The organism is Pedobacter humicola (genome assembly GCF_056490705.1).
In genome coordinates this window covers 39,628-57,765 of sequence record NZ_JBWJIG010000012.1, presented here as the reverse complement: position 1 = coordinate 57,765, position 18,138 = coordinate 39,628, and the positions used below count along the sequence as shown (strand labels likewise).

At 38.4% G+C, this 18,138-nt stretch carries 11 protein-coding genes; 4 read left to right on the top strand and 7 right to left on the bottom strand.

The features are described 5' to 3' along the window. Positions 1 to 28 precede the first annotated feature (28 nt). The 3 genes from AC04Q1_RS18175 to AC04Q1_RS18165 are packed head-to-tail and all read right to left on the bottom strand — an operon-like array spanning position 29 to position 5,943. A complete protein-coding gene (locus AC04Q1_RS18175; protein WP_478365990.1) occupies positions 29 to 1,936 on the bottom strand; it encodes a DUF3857 domain-containing protein in 1,908 nt (635 codons plus the stop codon). Beyond that, positions 1,937 to 3,910 carry a transglutaminase family protein gene (locus AC04Q1_RS18170; RefSeq protein ID WP_478365989.1) on the bottom strand — a complete coding sequence of 658 codons (1,974 nt, stop codon included), beginning with the start codon at positions 3,908 to 3,910 and terminating at the stop codon, positions 1,937 to 1,939. 59 nt (positions 3,911 to 3,969) lie between these two features. Beyond that, positions 3,970 to 5,943, bottom strand: coding sequence for a transglutaminase family protein (locus AC04Q1_RS18165; protein ID WP_478365988.1), 1,974 nt, complete (start codon positions 5,941 to 5,943; stop codon positions 3,970 to 3,972). A 184-nt stretch (positions 5,944 to 6,127) separates the two neighbouring features. Here AC04Q1_RS18165 and AC04Q1_RS18160 point away from each other — a divergent pair, with 184 nt between their 5' ends. Together AC04Q1_RS18160 and AC04Q1_RS18155 are read left to right on the top strand one after the other, a co-directional pair. Further along, entirely contained in the window at positions 6,128 to 7,081 is a 954-nt protein-coding gene (locus tag AC04Q1_RS18160) for an exonuclease domain-containing protein (RefSeq protein ID WP_478365987.1), read from the top strand. Positions 7,082 to 7,183: 102 nt separating this feature from the next. Then, positions 7,184 to 9,043, top strand: a complete 1,860-nt coding sequence (locus AC04Q1_RS18155; protein ID WP_478365986.1) for a M1 family metallopeptidase — start codon at positions 7,184 to 7,186, stop codon at positions 9,041 to 9,043. Between the two features lie 165 nt (positions 9,044 to 9,208). On the opposite strand, the gene queG is transcribed toward AC04Q1_RS18155, so the two are convergent. Continuing rightward, positions 9,209 to 10,144 carry a tRNA epoxyqueuosine(34) reductase QueG gene (gene queG / locus AC04Q1_RS18150; protein WP_478365985.1) on the bottom strand — a complete coding sequence of 312 codons (936 nt, stop codon included), beginning with the start codon at positions 10,142 to 10,144 and terminating at the stop codon, positions 9,209 to 9,211. Positions 10,145 to 10,282: 138 nt separating this feature from the next. Here queG and AC04Q1_RS18145 point away from each other — a divergent pair, with 138 nt between their 5' ends. Continuing rightward, positions 10,283 to 10,489: a hypothetical protein gene (locus tag AC04Q1_RS18145; protein WP_478365984.1), complete on the top strand. Its 207-nt coding sequence runs from the start codon at positions 10,283 to 10,285 to the stop codon at positions 10,487 to 10,489. 59 nt (positions 10,490 to 10,548) lie between these two features. On the opposite strand, the gene AC04Q1_RS18140 is transcribed toward AC04Q1_RS18145, so the two are convergent. The 3 genes from AC04Q1_RS18140 to AC04Q1_RS18130 form a co-directional block, all read right to left on the bottom strand. Further along, positions 10,549 to 12,057, bottom strand: coding sequence for a GNAT family N-acetyltransferase (locus tag AC04Q1_RS18140; RefSeq protein WP_478365983.1), 1,509 nt, complete (start codon positions 12,055 to 12,057; stop codon positions 10,549 to 10,551). Between the two features lie 455 nt (positions 12,058 to 12,512). Next, positions 12,513 to 13,535: a Holliday junction branch migration DNA helicase RuvB gene (ruvB, locus tag AC04Q1_RS18135; protein WP_131528128.1), complete on the bottom strand. Its 1,023-nt coding sequence runs from the start codon at positions 13,533 to 13,535 to the stop codon at positions 12,513 to 12,515. Positions 13,536 to 13,566: 31 nt separating this feature from the next. Next, positions 13,567 to 14,460, bottom strand: a complete 894-nt coding sequence (locus AC04Q1_RS18130) for a 3-hydroxyacyl-CoA dehydrogenase family protein (RefSeq protein ID WP_478365982.1) — start codon at positions 14,458 to 14,460, stop codon at positions 13,567 to 13,569. 560 nt (positions 14,461 to 15,020) lie between these two features. Between AC04Q1_RS18130 and AC04Q1_RS18125 the strand changes: the two genes are divergently transcribed. Further along, positions 15,021 to 18,131: a SusC/RagA family TonB-linked outer membrane protein gene (locus AC04Q1_RS18125; RefSeq protein WP_478365981.1), complete on the top strand. Its 3,111-nt coding sequence runs from the start codon at positions 15,021 to 15,023 to the stop codon at positions 18,129 to 18,131. The last annotated feature ends 7 nt before the right edge of the window (positions 18,132 to 18,138 follow it).

Sequence of the window (18,138 nt, the reverse complement as noted above, 5' to 3'; positions counted from 1 at the left end):
TATCCTGTATTGATAAAAGAAAATAGTTTTATTTCTTTAAGCTAAGCGCTAATTTTAAATAATCTGCAGCATTTACATCATTAATAAATTTCGAAAATTCAGCATATTGATCAGCGGGAAATGTTCCATCGTTTAAAATGAGTTTTCGGTAGTAAGTCAATTTATTTCCCGCTAAATCCGCTTTACACACATATTCGCCAAAAGCACTTTTAAAAGTTTTATTTTGTCCAACAATTAATTCTGGGTTTACATTATCGGGTAAGGTATACACAATGGTGTCTTCATCAGTATAGCCACGATTAATGTAAACTGGCAGTGTTCTGTTCCTCATTTCGGGGATTGATCTTTTAACGTTAAAGGCATTGAGCTGCAAAAACATTTTATTTCCATTTACAGGAGCATAATTCCTGATATTGATGCTGATGTCTTCTATTAATTTAGGATCTATATCTTTTTTCTGGGCGAAAGCAACCGTTTCAAAATCAATATTGTCGATGTTATAGGTTTCTTTTAGTAGCTTATGCTGCTCGGTTATTGATTTTCCGATCAGGGATTCCTGGTTTTCATATTGTGACCCAGCGTAAACCGTATTCATTTTTCCCGCTACGCTTCCGTCAGGTTGAATAATTAAACTTGCTTTACGCGTTTGTAAATTTTCAGCGGTTGTGAGTTTAGGGGTATGCAACAGTTTCCCACCTTCGGCAGTACAGGCTAAAACCAATCTGTCATCGGTAAAGTCGCTTAAAAAGCCAAATGGTATTTTCTGACTGGTGCATTCCAGCCAGGTGGTATCGCCTTTTAAGGGCATGCACAAAATAATGTGATTGCCCTGCACCATACTCGCATATTTGGGATCCATACTTTTCTTTTCTGAACCGGCTTCTACCACACAATAGTAAGAATCAATGTCAGCTGCACTGAGCAAACTTTGCATGTAGTTTACCAGTGCTTTACAGTCGCCATATCCCAATCGGTCTACTTCGCTTGCTCCAATGGGCTGAAAACCACCGATACCGATCTGTACGCTGATGTATCTGGTTTTATCCTGTAAATATTGATAGATTTTTCTGGCTTTCTCTTTATCTGTTTTTTCATTTTTAACCAAATCTTTTATCATTTGGATGGTCGCAGCCGGCAATGTTTTGCGTTCTTTTAACAGATCGTCGTAAATCCATTTGCCCAGTTCCTGCCAGTTGGTATAATTTCCTTTGTGGTTGTAGTAATAAAAATCTTGCGGGGCAATTTGAATATTGGTGGCATAGGTTTCGCGTGATGGACTATATGGTTCTGTTCTAACCGCCAAAATATTGCTTAATTTCCAGACAGTTTTTTTTTGTTTTTCATCAGTCGTAACTTCAGGAGTTCCGTTATAATTCAGGCTTTTTATCCTAATCTGATCTGTAGGTTTACAGATAAAGGTATAAGTGCTTTTTTCTACTGAAACATCATCAGCTGGTTTTGGCGTCCAATCGGGGATAATGAGGTTTTGTTTATTTCTGATTTCGTAGTTATAAACAATGGTATAAGGGTATTGATTTACCGATGGCAGGTAATGTTTAACGCGGCTATCCACAAAAAGCGAAAACCCATCTGCGGCACTCATATCGGCAAAATCATTTTGGGAAAACTTATTGACCGGTTTGCCTACACTATTGTAAACTTCTCCCTTTATCGCTTTAATTGAAATATTTTTATCGTAATAGATTACCAAACGGGCTTCATCCTCTCCATTTTGGTTAAAAACGGTAATGGCTTTCTTCACATTGAGCATCACATTATCAGGAGAACGCATATCAATGGTGGTTTCCTCATTCCGGATACAGGCATTGGCTCGGTTACGGAGATTAGCCGGGATTAAATCAACATCATAATTGTCCTGGGCAAAACCAGTAACCGATATCAAAAGCAGAAAAACCGCAGTGCATAAAAATCTCATCTAATTTCCCTTTTTTAATAAAAACTCTGTTTTCTGGTTTTGAATAATTTTACTGTAGAACTCTTTCAGGAAAAGATATTCTTCCGGCTGATAAATCGCATTATTGAACTGTAAAATCTGACTCATCGAAATGGTATCGTCCTGTAAACCGGTCTGTAACAAATATTTTCCGCCAGCATTGGGTAGTGCGATGGCCATATCCTTAGGTTTTTCCATTAATTGATACTTCTCTGGTAAAGTTACGTTGATGATGATTCGTTCATCTGATGCTGCACCTAAATCAACAGGGTAGGTGCGCTCATTTAAATTGAATGGGTTCTTAGAAATGGTATTGATAAAAAATGGACTAAAGTAAAACTGGTTGTTGCTGGCACCGTCGTTTACAGTAAATTCTATTTCATATTTTTCTACCAAAGTATTTTCTACGCTATCCAGGTTTGAAATGTTATGCTCCAGAATTTTGATCCTGGTTAAGCGCTCATCCAGTTTTTCTACATATTCATCAGGAGAACTGTACTTCAGGATATCCCTTCTTTTATTGTAAGCCGCATAACCCGAAGTATGGGTACTTAATGTGCCCACAATTTTTCCATCAGTCGTCATTTTGCCCATGAGGATATAACTGGTAACTGTTTTCTGACTGGCTTTTAAATCGATCCAATAGGAAGGTTTTTTTAGATTAATCACCCTGCCCTGGTCGTTAATACACCTTAAAGGCAATAAGCCAAATGGTAAAAGTGGCTCGGTAGCATCTAATAAATAACTTTTATCACCGATATTTACTTTAGCCACAAGATAATTAAAATCGCTCATTACAGGATAAAGCTTATTTACAGTTCCGTTTTCCCGGGTAGAAAGAATCACAGCCTCTGCATCCAGATTAGCGGCAGAAAGTGCAGCAATTAAATTTAGGTTTATATCCGCAACATTTCCCGATCTGTTCTCCAACGCTCTCTTGATATTGTCTTCTGAGTATTTTCCGTAATAATTATCCCATTTGATCTGCTTTTTGATATAATTATAAATGGATCTGGCTTTTTCCAGATCATCGGTACTGCCTTTAGTAATCGTGGGAACAAGGTCTTTATAAATATCCTTTCTTTTCATCTGAGCCCCCAAGGATTTATCAGATGATAGTTCATAATCCACATCTTTCCATGTTTTGGTGTAGGAAGTTTTGCCTCCATTTAGATTTTGTACATCGGAAAGCTCAAAATAAATGGCTGATTTGAAATTACTTGGCGCAGTCATGTTATCCTCCTCAATAAATGCAGGGATATCTTTCATGAGGTATGTAATTTTCGAACAATCTATTGCTGCACCAGATAAACGCAAACATTCTTTGCTCAGTTCAACTTTTTGATCGGTTAATTTTTGAAATCCGCGTAAGGAGACATTATAATTATAAATTCCAGGGATGTAAACCAGGTATTCGCTGATTACTTTTGGAATGTCGCTCTGAAATTCCCAGGTTTTAAAGTTAAATAGATTTGGAGACCTTAATTTATAACTATACTCGATAATGGATCCCTCCTTTAAGTTCGGAAGTGTAAATTTTGTAAGTCTGGTATATTTAGATCGGTTTTCAGTAAAAATAGCCTTTTTATCCATGGCCGTTTCAACGAAATTATTTTGAATATAGTTAAATGTTGAGGCTTTTAATTCACTAATTGTTTCTTCACGTGTATCATCTTTATAAGTGGGAATAATAATGTTGGCTTCTTTAAAACCCTCTTTATTATAGATCTTGATTTTGACATGGTGTTCGAAAATCAGTTCTAAACTCCCGGTGTTATCATCCCTTTGGATTGAGGCCGTTCCAAACTCTTTTAAAACGATGGCATTGGCGTTGCTATCTAGTTTTTTCTTGTCGAATTCGTAATCATCGTAAGTAATGGCTCCGAAATTAAAATTCTGGGCATGAATAGTTAGCGATAAAGATAAAAAAAATAGTATGGTGAGCGTTTTCTTCATTTATAATTTGGTGTATCAATAATGTTTGTGAAATGCTTTTTATATAACATAAAATTAGCCTATTTTCCCGTTTTTTTTACCAGAAAATCTATCTTTTGATTTTGTATGATTTTGCTGTAAAATGTTTTTAAAGCAAGGTATTCTTCGGGTTGGTAAGTAGCGTTATTAAGTTGTATTGTTTGGTTTACTGTGATGGCATTGTTGGCTGTTTCAGTTTCCAATAGATATTTTCCGCCATTTTTGCCGAGCGCTATGGCAAGGTTCTTTGGCTGATCTACCATTTCAAAACCCGTTGGCAGTTCGATGGTAATGGTAGCCCTATTGTCAGATTTGGAACCCAAATCAACAGGATATTTTCTTTCGTTTAAATTAAAGGGGTTTTTAGAAATTGAATTGATGATGAAAGGATTAAAATAAAACTCATTCTGCCTGAGTTCATTGTTGGTTTTGATTTCTATAGTGTATTCTTCTGTTAATGCATTTTCTACACTATCTAAATTAAATATGTTGTGCGAAAGGATTTTTGTTATTGGCATGCTCTCTTCAAGTTTTTCTACAAACTCGTTCACCGACCCAAAGTTTTTGATCTCCTTGCGCTTATCCAAAGCGGCATAGCCCTGACTGTGAACGGTCAGTTTGCCTGTCATTTTTCCATCTAAATCTAACTTGGCATTAAAGAGATAATTTTTTGTGGTTTTTTGAGATGCTTTTAAGTCTATCCAATAAGAGGGTTTCTTTAGGTTAACAACCCTGCCTTGATCGTTTATACACCTGAAAGGTAATAATCCAAATGGTAAAAGCGGCTCGGTGGCATCTAAAAGATAAGAAATCCCGTCTATGTCCACCTTTGCCACAACATAATCAAAATCGGTAACAATAGGATAAAGTTTATTCACCACTCCATTATCTCTTGTTGATAAGATTACGGCTTCAGCATCAAAAGAAGCAGCTTGCAGGGCTGCAATCAGACTAAGGTTAATATCTGCAACGTTGCCTGATTTTGTTTCAAGTGCTTTTTTAATGTTTTCAGTTGCGTATTTCCCATAAACATTGTTCCACTTAATCTGCTTTTTGATATACGCATAAATTGCTTTTGCCTTTTCCAGATTGGAAAGCGAATCGGCAGCGATTTTAGTGGTTAAATTTTTAAAAAGGTCTTTCCTTTTCATCTGGCCCCCAAACCCCTGCTCGGATATTAGATCTTCATCTATATCTTTCCATGTTTTGGTGTAATCAACCTTCTTCATATTTACATGCTGAAACTGGGAAAGCTCGAAATGGATGGCCGACATATAATTGCTGGGCGCACTCATATAATCTTCCTTTACAAAAGCGGGAATGTTCTTCATTAAATAGGTTGATTTAGAACAGTTAATGGGAAGACCCGCAAACGTATAGCACTTTTTTACTATTTCACTTTTCGAATCACTTAGTTTTAATTCTCCCCTGAGTGAAGTATGGTAATTGTAAATAACAGGAATAACCGTGATAAACTCACTGTAAACTTTAGGTATTTCAGACTGAAATAGCCATGTCTTAAAGTTAAATACATTTGGTGACAACAATTTATAGCTATATTCTATAATTGAGCCTTCTTTAATGTTCGGGAGGGTGAATTTTGCCAAATTGAGGCTTTTTGACCTGTTTTCGATGATCAGGTTTTCTTTATTAAATTTGGTTTCAACAAGTTTTCCATCAACGAAGTTGAAAGTAGAGGCGCTCAGATCATTTATGCTTTCATCCCTGAATTCGCCCTTGTACAATGGAACGGTTATATTTGCCTGATCGAAAGCCGCTCTGTTATAGATTTTTATTTTTACATGATAAATAAAGGCTACGTCTGTGTGGCCTTCAAAGTTCATTTCGAAAAAACCTTTGCCAAATTCTCTTAATACCACGGCATTTGAAGTACTGTCCAGCTTTTTCTTGTCGAATTCGTAATCTTCAGGGGTAACTGCACCAAAACCAAAATCTTGGGCATTGGCCATTAAGGATGAGAAAATGATTAGTAAAATTGTAACTAACGGTTTCATGAGAGCGTAAATAAATTGGTGCAATTTAATTCTACAAACTAACATTCAGAAATAATTTGACAATTAAATTTATAAATTAATGAAGTTGTTTTAGGGAACTAATGAAACCTTTTTAGCACTTTTGAAAAAAAAGAATTTGACATTCCGATTCAAATCTAATGTCGCCAATCTCACATCATAAGAAATGAAATTAAATTTAAAGCGCCCTTTAGCATTTTTTGATTTAGAAGCTACTGGAATAAATGTTGGAGCCGATAGAATTGTAGAAATTGCAATTTTAAAAGCCATGCCAGATGGTTCTGAAATTGTTAAAACCTGGCGTGTAAATCCTGAAATGCCGATTCCTTTGCAAACTTCGTTGATTCACGGTATTTATGATCAAGACATTGCAAACGAACCAACCTTTAAAACTTTGGCTGTAGAAATTGCCGAATTTATAGGGGAAAGTGATCTGGCTGGATATAACTCAAATAAATTTGATATCCCGATGCTTTTGGAAGAATTTTTAAGGGCTGAAGTGGATTTTGATATGAGCAACCGCAAGTTTGTTGATGTACAGAATATCTTCCACCAAATGGAACAGCGTACATTAAAGGCAGCCTATAAATTTTACTGCCAGGAAGATCTGATCAATGCACATGCAGCAGAGGCGGATGTGATTGCTACATATAAGGTTTTACTTGGCCAGCTGGAAATGTACAAGGAAACAGAGTTTGAAAGCAAGCAGGGCGTAAAAAGTATTCCGGTTGTAAATGATGTTGATGCCTTGCATATTTTTACCAATATCAACAAACCGGTTGATTTTGCAGGTCGTTTGGTTTATGATGATAACGATCAGGTCTGTTTTAATTTTGGTAAGCATAAAGGAAAAACTACTGCACAGGTATTTGCCGTAGAACCTAGTTACTATGCCTGGATGAAAAATGGTGACTTCCCATTGTACACCAAAAAGAAATTAGATGAGGAGTGGGCAAAATTTAATGCCAGGAAAAATGAAAACAGGGCAGCACGACCTCAGAATAGTGCTCCCGCAAATAAACCTCAATACCAGCAAAAACCTCAGCCTAAACCGGAAAAACCCGCTGAGCCGATCAATACGGATATGTTGGAACAGTTGAAAATGAAGTTTGGTAAGTAGATTGGTTAACTGGTTAATTGTTGAAATCAGTTAATCGTTAAAATGTTTTACTATAAATAAATCAACCGCCCGGCGCCATGCGCTAAGTGTTATGCTCATAAAATGAAATCTTTATCAATAGTTAGTTTGCTCATCTTTAGTGCTTTTTATGCGAGTGCACAAACCGCTTTGCCGATCGCACCTGAATTTCAGAAAACCTATCAAAAGGAAACTCGAAGTGCAAACGGGAAGCCTGGTAAAAACTACTGGCAAAATACTTCAAAGTATGACCTGAATGTAGATTTTAATCCTACAAGCAGGTTGCTTAAGGGTAAAGTACAGGTAACCTATACCAATAACAGCCCTGATACGCTGAAGGAAATCTGGTTTAAACTTTATCCAAACCTGTACAAAAAGGGAACACCGCGGAAATCAAAATTTGCAGAGTCTGACCTTGGTGAGGGTGTTGCAGTAGAAAAAATGGTTGCAAACGGTAAAGCGATAAGTGACTTTAAAATCGATGGAACCAATATGACCGTTAACGTTCCTGCGGTTTTACCTGGTAAAACCATCAGCTTTTCTATAGATTATAGTTATACTTTAAATAAAGGCTCACACATGCGTACAGGTCAGGTAGATGAGGGCTCTCATTTTGTAGCTTATTTCTTCCCGCGCATTGCCGTTTACGATGATGTAGATGGCTGGAACAAATTCCCTTATACAGGTGCAGAAGAGTTCTATAATGATTTTGATCAATTTAATGCATCGGTTACAGTACCAGGCGGTTATGGGGTTTGGGCTACCGGTGATTTGAAAAACCCTTCAGAAGTTTTCCAGAAAGATATTGTTTCCAGAATGCTTTCTGCCGAAAAAAATGATGCGGTAATTGATGTGATCACCGCTCAAGACCTGGCCGATAAAAAAGTAACACAACCGAATGCCTTTAATACCTTTAAATTTGAAGCTAAAAATGTTACCGATTTTGTATTTGCCCTGAGTGATCATTATTTATGGAAATCAAGCAGTTTGGTGGTAGATCCTAAAACGAAAAGAAGGACCAGGGTAGATGCTGTTTTCAATCCGAAACATAAGGATTATTACGAAGTGATCGATTTTGCCCGTAAAACGGTAGAATCAATGAGTTATACTTTTCCGAAATGGCCTTTTCCTTATAACCACGAAACGATATTTGATGGTTTAGACCAAATGGAATACCCAATGATGGTAAACGATAATCCGGTTGACAATAGGACTGACGCCATTACACTAACCGATCATGAAATTTTTCATACCATGTTCCCTTTTTACATGGGGATAAATGAAACCAAATACGGTTGGATGGATGAAGGCTGGGCTACCATAGGTGAGTGGCTGATTTCGCCCATGATTGATTCTACTATTGTAGATGAGTATGGTGTGCAGCCTACGGCATCATCTTCTGGCGGAAAGGACGATACGCCAATCATGACCTTAACGCCTGACTTAAAAGGATCTGGATCTTTTACAAACTCTTACCCTAAACCGGGTTTAGCTTATTTATTTGTTAAGGATTATTTGGGCGACGAACTGTTTACCAGAGCTTTACATACTTATATTAGAAATTGGAATGGTAAACACCCCATGCCTTACGATTTCTTTAATAGCATAAACGAAGGCAGTGGTAAAAACTTAAACTGGTTCTGGAAAGCCTGGTTTTTTGAAGGTGGTGTTACGGATATGGCCATAAAAGCTGTCGATAAAACTGCTAATGGATACACCATTACTATTGAGAATAAAAGCATTAAACCCCTGCCAATCGATTTAATCCTGACTTATCAAGACGGTTTTATCGAAAAGAACCATAGTACTATTGGTGTTTGGGAAAAAGGAAATCAGCAGGTAAAGATTGATCTAAAAACGACTAAGAAATTATCGAAAGTGGTGATGGGAAATCCACATACACCTGATAAAGTAAAAAGTGACAATAGCTTTTCGGTAAATTAAGGTAGTCATTTCAATAAGTCAAGTTTGCTGAGCGGTTTGCCTGGTCAAACTTGACTTACTTAATAAAGATATTTTTATGAATCGCCATCCTGAACTTAATTCTACAAATAATGCTGAAATAAATTCAGCACGAAGTATGTGTTAATTGGTCAGCCTGTAAAACACTTATTCAGCTTTCAAAAAATCGATATTCCTTTTCAATCCTGCAAATTTGGTACGCTTCACCGCTGATCCTTTAAAAACCTTTTTAAAAACATCATCCGTAATTTCTGTTAAATCTTTGGCGTTTAGGTCCAGCAATCCATTTTCAGGTTTAAAGGCTGTCTCATTATGTGCTTTTGAAAAACGGTTCCATGGACAAACATCCTGGCAGATGTCGCAACCAAACATCCAGTTGCTCATTTTATCTTTAAATTCGGTAGGGATCTCGTTTTTGAGCTCAATGGTGAGGTAGGAGATGCATTTTGTTCCATCAACAACTTGTGGTGCAATAATCGCATCAGTAGGGCATGCATCAAGGCAGCGTGTGCAGCTTCCGCAATAATCGGCCTGGTAAGGATGGTCGTAATCCAGTTCCAGATCAATTATAAGTTCTGCAAGAAAGAAAAAAGAACCATCAGTTTTACTGATGAGATTGGAATTTTTACCTATCCATCCAATGCCCGATTTTTTTGCCCAGGCACGGTCTAAAACCGGAGCAGAATCTACAAAAGCCCGTCCGGAAACTTCACCAATATTTTCCTCAATAAAATGAGTAAGTTCTTTGAGTTTATCTTTAATTACGGTATGGTAATCCTGTCCGTATGCATACTTAGAAATTTTTGGTGCATTAGGATCTGATTGCTTCTCTTCGGTATAATAATTTAACGATAAGGAAATGACAGATTTTGCGCCTTCGACCAATAATCGGGGATCAAGACGTTTATCGAAATAATTTTCCATGTATTTCATTTCGCCGTGACGGTTCTGGTTCAGCCAGTTTTCAAGTCTGGGTGCTTCTTCTTCAAGAAACTCAGCTTTAGAAATGCCACAGGCCATGAAACCCAAACGCAGGGCTTCATCTTTGATCAATTGGCTATATTTTGCAGAATTGTTATACACTGGCCTGCAAAGATAAGGCTTAGGATTTAAAACATTTTCATTAATCACTTGTTCTAAATACAGAAACTAAATTAATTGATTATCGTTCTTCCTGATTTGGAAATCATCCTGAAAGGAAGGGCTTTTAGAGTATAAGATATGGAAAACATAGATCCACAACATACGGAATCAGGAGAAGCTCCGAAACCGATTGAAAAAGATTACGAAAGTCATAAACAAGATCCGGGGCCTGCAAAACCAGCGGTTACCGAAAAGGATGAAAACGGTGGAGGACAGGCTTTGAAATGGGTGCTTCCCATCCTGATCATCATCGGACTGATTGTGTGGTTCGCAATGAGAAAATAATTAGCTTTAGATTAATAATAAAATGCCGGTTCTGATGTGACCGGCATTTTTTATGGCTATTATTTTAAGAGTTTAACCTGGTAAAGATCTCTTCTCCTGTCTTTTAATACCTTTACTGTTCCGTAATGGTGCAGCTCGTCCAATAAGTGTAGATCAACATCCACTACCAATACCATTTCGGTATTTGGGGTAGCTTCAGCTTTTATGGCATTGGTTGGAAAAGCAAAATCGGATGGGGTAAATACAGCCGATTGCGCAAATTGAATATCCATGTTGTTGACCTTTGGTAAATTACCCACGCAGCCAGCGATGGCTACATAACATTCGTTTTCTATGGCCCGTGCCTGAGCACAATGGCGAACGCGTGTGTAACCGTTCTGAGTATCTGTTAAGAAAGGCACAAACAGAATCTGCATACCCTGATCAGCATAAATACGGCTTAATTCGGGGAATTCTACATCGTAACAGATCAAAATCCCTACTTTACCACAATCAGTATCAAACACCTGGACTTTATCGCCGCCGATCATACCATAATATTTCTGTTCATTCGGGGTGATGTGGATTTTTCGATATTCATCTATTTTGCCCGTTCGGTGACAAAGGTAAGTAGCATTATAAAGCTTACCATCCTCAATAAGTGGCATACTGCCCGTAATGATGTTGGTGTTGTAGCTCAAAGAATACTCATGCATTTTTTGTACAATCTCTTCTGTTTTTTCGGCGAGTTTGCGCATGGCCTCAATTTCAGGTAAGTGATTATAAGGTTGCAACAAAGGCGTATTAAACAGCTCAGGAAACATCACGAAATCTGATTTGTAACCACTTAAAGCGTCCACGAAAAATTCTACCTGCTCGTAAAATGCATCCATATTGGGAAATAAACGCATTTCCCATTGTACCAGTCCCAAGCGAATGGTCATTGCCGAGCGGGCAGAAGCATCTATACCCTGGTAATAAATGTTGTTCCACTCAATTAAAGTGGCATATTCCTTTGATTCTTTATCGCCAGGTAAATAGTTCTTTAATACTTTTCTGACGTGAAAATCATTGGAGATCTGAAAAGTCAGGGTTGGGTCGTAAATTTCCTTAGATTTAACCTTATCGATGTACTGCCTTGGACTAAGCTTCTCTGCATATTGATGATAACCCGGGATCCTGCCACCGGCAATAATGCTTTTCAGGTTTAGGCTTTCGCAGAGTTCCTTCCTTGCTTCATATAATCTTCTCCCCAAACGCAAACCGCGGAAGTCAGGGTGGACGAAGATTTCAATGCCATAAAGTGTATCTCCGTTTGGATCGTGCGTGGTAAAAGAATAATCGCCAGTAATTAATTTATAGGTGTGCCGATCGCCATATTCATCGTATTCTACGATAATGGCAAGCGAACAAGCTACCACTTTGTCATCAACAGCAATGCAAAGTTGTCCCTCTGGAAAAATAGTTAAAAGTTTTGCGATACTTGATTTTGGCCAGATAGAGCCACCCATGCTGTCGTATGCCTGAAGCATAGATTCTTTAAGATCTGCGTAATCTTCGAGCGTTAGTTTACGTAATTCAATATTCATAATGTTTGATTTCTATATGATGAACACAGAAAGGGCTTAAATGTTCAGATGGATTTTGTTTTTTTAACAGATCGTCATTGCGAACTGAAGGGCGGGATTAAGTGGGTTGCGTGAAGCAATCTTTTGTGCAGATTAGTAGAATTCTCTCCCGAATTGGTAGCATGGACAACTTTCAATAAAAAAGGCTCGTCATTGCGAGGAGGTACGACGAAGCAATCTTACAACGATCGCTAGGTACGAAGTTTAATTTTTTTTCACCCACCCATAGTAGTAGGATTGCTTCGTGCCTCGCAATGATGACTTTTCGTAGCTTAATCGCCGCACAAGAGTCGAAATGACGAGAGTATGGGCAGTGGCCTCATCTCGACTGAAATGGAGAGATCTATCTCGAGATAGATCTCTCGGCTGCGTTGCACTCCGCTCGAAATGACGACCTATAATGAAGTAACATTATCCTAAAACAGCTTCCCTGTCTGCCCCGGATAATTTTTCTTCAAATGTTTGTACGCCGCTTCGGTAACTTCTCTGCCCCGTGAGGTACGCATAATGTAACCTTCCTGAATTAGAAAGGGCTCATAAACCTCTTCAATGGTACCTTCGTCTTCTCCAACAGCAGTGGCTATGGTTTTTAAACCAACCGGACCGCCTTTAAATTTATCGATGATGGTGACCAGAATCCTGTTGTCCATTTCATCCAGGCCATGTTCATCTACATTGAGCGCATTGAGCGCGTAACGCGCAATTTCGGTATCGATATTTCCGTTCCCTTTAATCTGGGCAAAATCTCTTGTTCTCCGTAAAAGTGCATTGGCAATACGGGGTGTACCACGACTACGGCGGGCAATTTCGTAAGCACCTTCATCACTGATTGGTGTTTTTAATATTTCCGATGAGCGTAGAACGATTGTTGTTAAGAGCTTAGCGTCGTAATAAGCCAAACGTGCATTAATACCAAAGCGGGCCCTTAGGGGAGCAGTTAACAAACCTGAACGCGTAGTAGCGCCTACCAATGTAAAAGGATTAAGCGATATTTGTACGGAACGGGCATTTGGGCCAGTTTCCAGCATAATATCAATCTTGAAATCTTCCATGGCAGAATAAAGATATTCTTCAACCAGGGGGGATAAGCGATGGATTTCATCAATAAATAGAATATCACCTTCATCAAGCCCGGTTAACAAACCGGCCAGATCGCCCGGTTTATCCAAAACAGGCCCAGAAGTTACCTTGATACCTGTAGCCATTTCGTTGGCTATGATATGAGAGAGGGTAGTTTTCCCCAATCCCGGAGGGCCATGCAATAGAACATGATCTAAAGCCTCACCACGGAGTTTTGCAGCCTGAACAAAAATCTTCAGGTTCTCCATCACTTTTTCCTGACCGGTAAAATCCTCGAAAGCCTGTGGCCTTAAAACCCTTTCAATATCACGATCGGTGGGGCTGAGGTTGCTTGCTTCGGGATCCAGATTCTCATTCATACAGCAAATATAAAATTAAATGCTAAAAAAATTAGGATTTTTTAAATTTATCAGCAACTACCAAACCTTTCGAGCCGGCAGTATATTTATAAAAGCCCTCACCAGTTTTAACGCCTTTTTTACCTGCAGCAACCATATTTACCAGTAAAGGACATGGAGCGTATTTTGGATTGCCAAAACCATCATTCAATACTTTTAAGATCGCCAGACAAACATCTAAACCAATAAAATCTGCCAACTGTAACGGTCCCATAGGGTGGGCCATGCCTAATTTCATTACGGTATCGATTTCATACACACCGGCAACGCCTTCGTATAAAGTGTAAATGGCTTCATTGATCATTGGCATTAAAATGCGGTTGGCCACAAAACCAGGGTAGTCGTTTACTTCTACAGGTACTTTTTCCAACGTCTGCGACAGCGACATGATGGTACTGGTGGTTTCATCACTTGTGGCATAACCACGGATTACTTCGACCAGTTTCATTACCGGAACCGGATTCATGAAATGCATCCCAATTACTTTATCGCCTCTACCTGTTACGGCTGCAATCTGTGTAATGGAAATAGACGAGGTATTGGAAGCCAGAATGGCGTGTGCAGGAGCATGTTCATCTAAATCTTTAAAAATTTTTAATTTCAGATCTACATTTTCAGTAGCAGCTTCTAAAATTAAATCGGCATTTTGAACACCATTTTTCGTGGAGGTATACGTGGTAATGTTGTGCAGTGTTGCCAATTTCTGATCTTCAGTCAATGTGCCTTTGGCAACCTGCCGATCTAAATTCTTGGTAATGGTTTGTATAGCTTTATCTAAAGCAGGTTGATTGATATCAATCAGGTTCACTTGATAATTGAATTGTGCAAAGGTATGGGCAATGCCATTTCCCATTGTTCCAGATCCTATAACTGCGATTTGCTTCATCTTTTGAGGGATTTAAAAAAGCGAATTTACTTATTTGTAGCTGAGTTATGCTAATCTTAATCGATTATAGAATATCCTTGTATTTATTCTTTACAAGTTGATTTTTTTTGTTGTTTTTTGCTTTTGAGCCGGATATTTTTTTATGTTTTATTGATGTTTGTCGGGATTTGATGGTATTGTTTAAAATTCCTTTCTGTTTTGGGTTTTTTACCGCTTTTATTGTTGTTTTTTGTCTTGTTATTTCGAGCTATTAATAAAATATGGTAAATTTTATGTTAAAAAATGTCATTTAACATTGTTAAAATGGTTTATCGATACAAAATCTTCGTTTATCGTTTCTTAAAATTTTAGTTGTTCTCATTATTCTTTATTAGTGGCTGAATTATTAATCACCGCATTTGTTCGTAACGGACCGGATCTCCTCTCAAATTTCCACGTACGGTGAAAAATTAAACTAATCATTTTACAGGTTTCAATTGAAATAGAGCTTTGGTTCTGTTGCGGTACTTGTTGTGATTAATTTTTCAAACCATTATTAACTTATTAAACTAAAAATGTAAATGAAAAGAAAACTACTAAAGTGTTTGTTGTTCTTTATTGTTTTGCTGGTAACCAGGGTTTCGGCGCAAGAAAGAACTGTTACAGGAGTGGTATTTGCCAAAGAAGACGGTTTACCAATTCCTGGGGTAAGTGTAAAAGTGAAAGGAACAAACAATGGCGTAACCACTGGCGCCAATGGAGCTTATTCGATCAAAGTATCATCGGGTGTTCAAACCCTCATCTTTACTTTTATCGGCTACAAAACAAAAGAACAGAATGTTAATGCCAAAAACATCGATATTACATTGGAATCTGATGTAAACAGCCTTGATGAAGTAGTGATTGCAGCAGGTGGTATTAAACGGACAGCTCGCGAACAGGGTTATGCTTCTACGCGGATTGATGGCGAATCGTTAACGGCCGGAAAATCGCCGACGATTGCAGGTGGTTTGGTAGGTAAAGTGCCAGGCTTGCAGATTAATGCAGTAGGCAGTGGTGTAAATCCAAGTTACCGGTTGGTTTTAAGAGGAAACCGTTCCATTACCGGTAATAACCAGGCGCTGATCGTATTGGATGGGGCGGTGGTACCAAACGCTATTCTGGGAAATTTAAATCCCGATGATATTGACGATATCACGGTGTTAAATGGTGCGAGTGGAGCAGCATTATATGGTTCTGATGCCTCTAACGGTGCGTTAATTATTACCACTAAAAAGGGCAAAGTTGGAACGCCAGTGATAAAAATAGCCAATACTACCGTGTTGGAACAGGTGAGTTATTACCCTTTATTACAAAACAGTTTTGGATCTGGTTCAACTTCGGGCGCTCAGGTTTACGATCCGATTGAAAACCAACAATATGGTCCTGCCTTTGATGGAACATTAAGGCCAATTGGCCGGGTGACCGAAAGTGGCGCACAACAATACGCTACCTATTCTGCAACCGATGATAAATATGATTTCTGGAAAACTGGTGTATCCAACCAAACTGATTTTTCAATCTCTTCAGCTGATGAGAAATCATCCACTTATTTATCCGCACAATATTTAGATGGATCTGGAACCACACCAAAAGATAAATACACCAGGGCAGCATTGCGGTTTAACGGTACGCGGAATTTTAGCAAAAGGTTTACTGCAAATTATAATGCCAGTTTCACGCAGAACAAGTACGATATTACAAGTGCAACTTCAACAATTTATGATAACCTGTTAAATACGCCTGCTCAGATTCCGCTGTTGTCATATTCAAACTGGCAGGATCCAACGGGTTGGGGCGATCCAAATAGCTATTATAACGATTATTATAAAAACCCGTATTGGGCCATTGATAATTACAGGCAAAACACCACAAATGATTATTTAACGGGATTATTGGAACTGAAATATAAAGCAGCCGATTGGTTGGATTTTACCTATAGGGCTGCCATTACCAACCGTTATTACAAAAATAAGAACAGTACCACAGGATATGACTACACACAGTACAGTTTGGACCATTCGGCTAAAACAAACCAAAGCAGTGGCGTAAGTGATGAAATGCTGAATACCAGTAATTTCAGTACAGACTTTTTTGCCAATATTAAAAAAGATGTGAAGGAGTTTTCGTTCAATGCTTTGCTTGGCACATCTTTAAAAAGTTATACCTACAAAGATCTTAACGCCTCAGGTAGTGGTTTACAGGTTGATGAGCTTTATAATTTAGGTAACATTACCGGAACGCCATCTGCTGGTGAAACCAATTACAACACCCGTCAATATGGCTTATGGGCTGATATAACCCTTGGTTATAAAAAATACCTGTACTTGCACTTAACCGGAAGGAACGATTGGGTTTCGGTGCTTGCTCCGGCGAACAGATCATTTTTTTATCCTGCAGCTGATGTATCGTTTATTCCAACTGATGCTTTTAGCTTCCTGAAAAACAGTAAGGTGCTGGATTACCTGAAAATCAGGGCAGGTGTTTCTAAAGTAGGTAATGTAAACGTAGGTAATACCACTAACGGCGGTGCTTATTCATTGCAGTCTACTTTCGATTCGCAAACGGGTTATGGTTATGGTACAGGGTATACCCCGAATAACACTTTGGTTTCGAATAATCTAAAACCAGAAATTACTACAGGTTACGAAGGTGGTGTAGATTTTAGGTTGTTTAAAGGTTTAGTTGATGGAACGGTAACTTATTACAACACCAGTTCTACCGGACAGGCCATTACGGCAGGTGTTCCGGTTACCACCGGATATAACTATTACCTTTTAAATACGGGTGAGTTAACCAACGAAGGATGGGAAACTGCTTTACACTTTACACCAATTAGAAAGGGAGATTGGAAATTGACTGTTGGTGGTAATTATACTTACAACAACAATAAATTGCTATCCTTATCTAACGATTTAACCCGTATCGGTGTAAGCAACAGTTCAACCATTTTTGGTCAGGTAGGTGCGGTATATCCAGTTATTATAGGATCTGATTATATACGTGATTCAGAGGGCAGGGTAGTAGTAGATCAAAATACGGGTTATCCGGTAGGAAAAACGGAAGGAAACATCTTGGGAAATACCATTCCTAAAAATAGGTTAGGGCTTGATTTTCAATTAAGCTACAAAGGATTAACATTTTCGGGTTTATTTGAATACCGGTCAAATTATGTTCAGTATAGTACAGCTGGCTCAACTTACGATTTCTCAGGCTCATCAGCCAGAAGTGCGTATTACAATAGAGAGAAATTCGTTTTTCCTAATTCTTCCTACTATGATGCCACAAGTGGAACTTATGTGGCCAATAATAGTGTTACGGTATCAGATGGCGGTGCAGGTTTCTGGACCAGCAGCAGTTTGTATTCTAGCGTAACCAGTAATTATGTTTATTCCGGTAATTATTGGAAACTGAGAGAACTTGCTTTAGCCTACAAACTTCCATCATCCGTTTTACGCAATGTGAAATTTATTAAATCGGCCACTATTAGTGCACAAGGCAGGAACCTGTTTATCTGGTTGCCTAAATCTAACGAATATGCCGACCCTGATTACAGTAATAATGGATCGGATAGTAATGCGGTGGGAATTACCTCGCTATCGCAAACCCCTCCAACAAGATACTATGGTGGAACTATATCATTAACTTTCTAATGACAAG

Coding starts and splice junctions, on each gene's coding strand:
- AC04Q1_RS18145 (WP_478365984.1), top strand. CDS start 10,283: ATGGAAAACATAGATCCACAACATACGGAATCAGGAGAAGCTCCGAAA.
- AC04Q1_RS18155 (WP_478365986.1), top strand. CDS start 7,184: ATGAAATCTTTATCAATAGTTAGTTTGCTCATCTTTAGTGCTTTTTAT.
- AC04Q1_RS18140 (WP_478365983.1), bottom strand. CDS start 12,057: ATGAATATTGAATTACGTAAACTAACGCTCGAAGATTACGCAGATCTT.
- AC04Q1_RS18130 (WP_478365982.1), bottom strand. CDS start 14,460: ATGAAGCAAATCGCAGTTATAGGATCTGGAACAATGGGAAATGGCATT.
- AC04Q1_RS18175 (WP_478365990.1), bottom strand. CDS start 1,936: ATGAGATTTTTATGCACTGCGGTTTTTCTGCTTTTGATATCGGTTACT.
- AC04Q1_RS18170 (WP_478365989.1), bottom strand. CDS start 3,910: ATGAAGAAAACGCTCACCATACTATTTTTTTTATCTTTATCGCTAACT.
- AC04Q1_RS18160 (WP_478365987.1), top strand. CDS start 6,128: ATGAAATTAAATTTAAAGCGCCCTTTAGCATTTTTTGATTTAGAAGCT.
- AC04Q1_RS18125 (WP_478365981.1), top strand. CDS start 15,021: ATGAAAAGAAAACTACTAAAGTGTTTGTTGTTCTTTATTGTTTTGCTG.
- AC04Q1_RS18165 (WP_478365988.1), bottom strand. CDS start 5,943: ATGAAACCGTTAGTTACAATTTTACTAATCATTTTCTCATCCTTAATG.
- ruvB (WP_131528128.1), bottom strand. CDS start 13,535: ATGAATGAGAATCTGGATCCCGAAGCAAGCAACCTCAGCCCCACCGAT.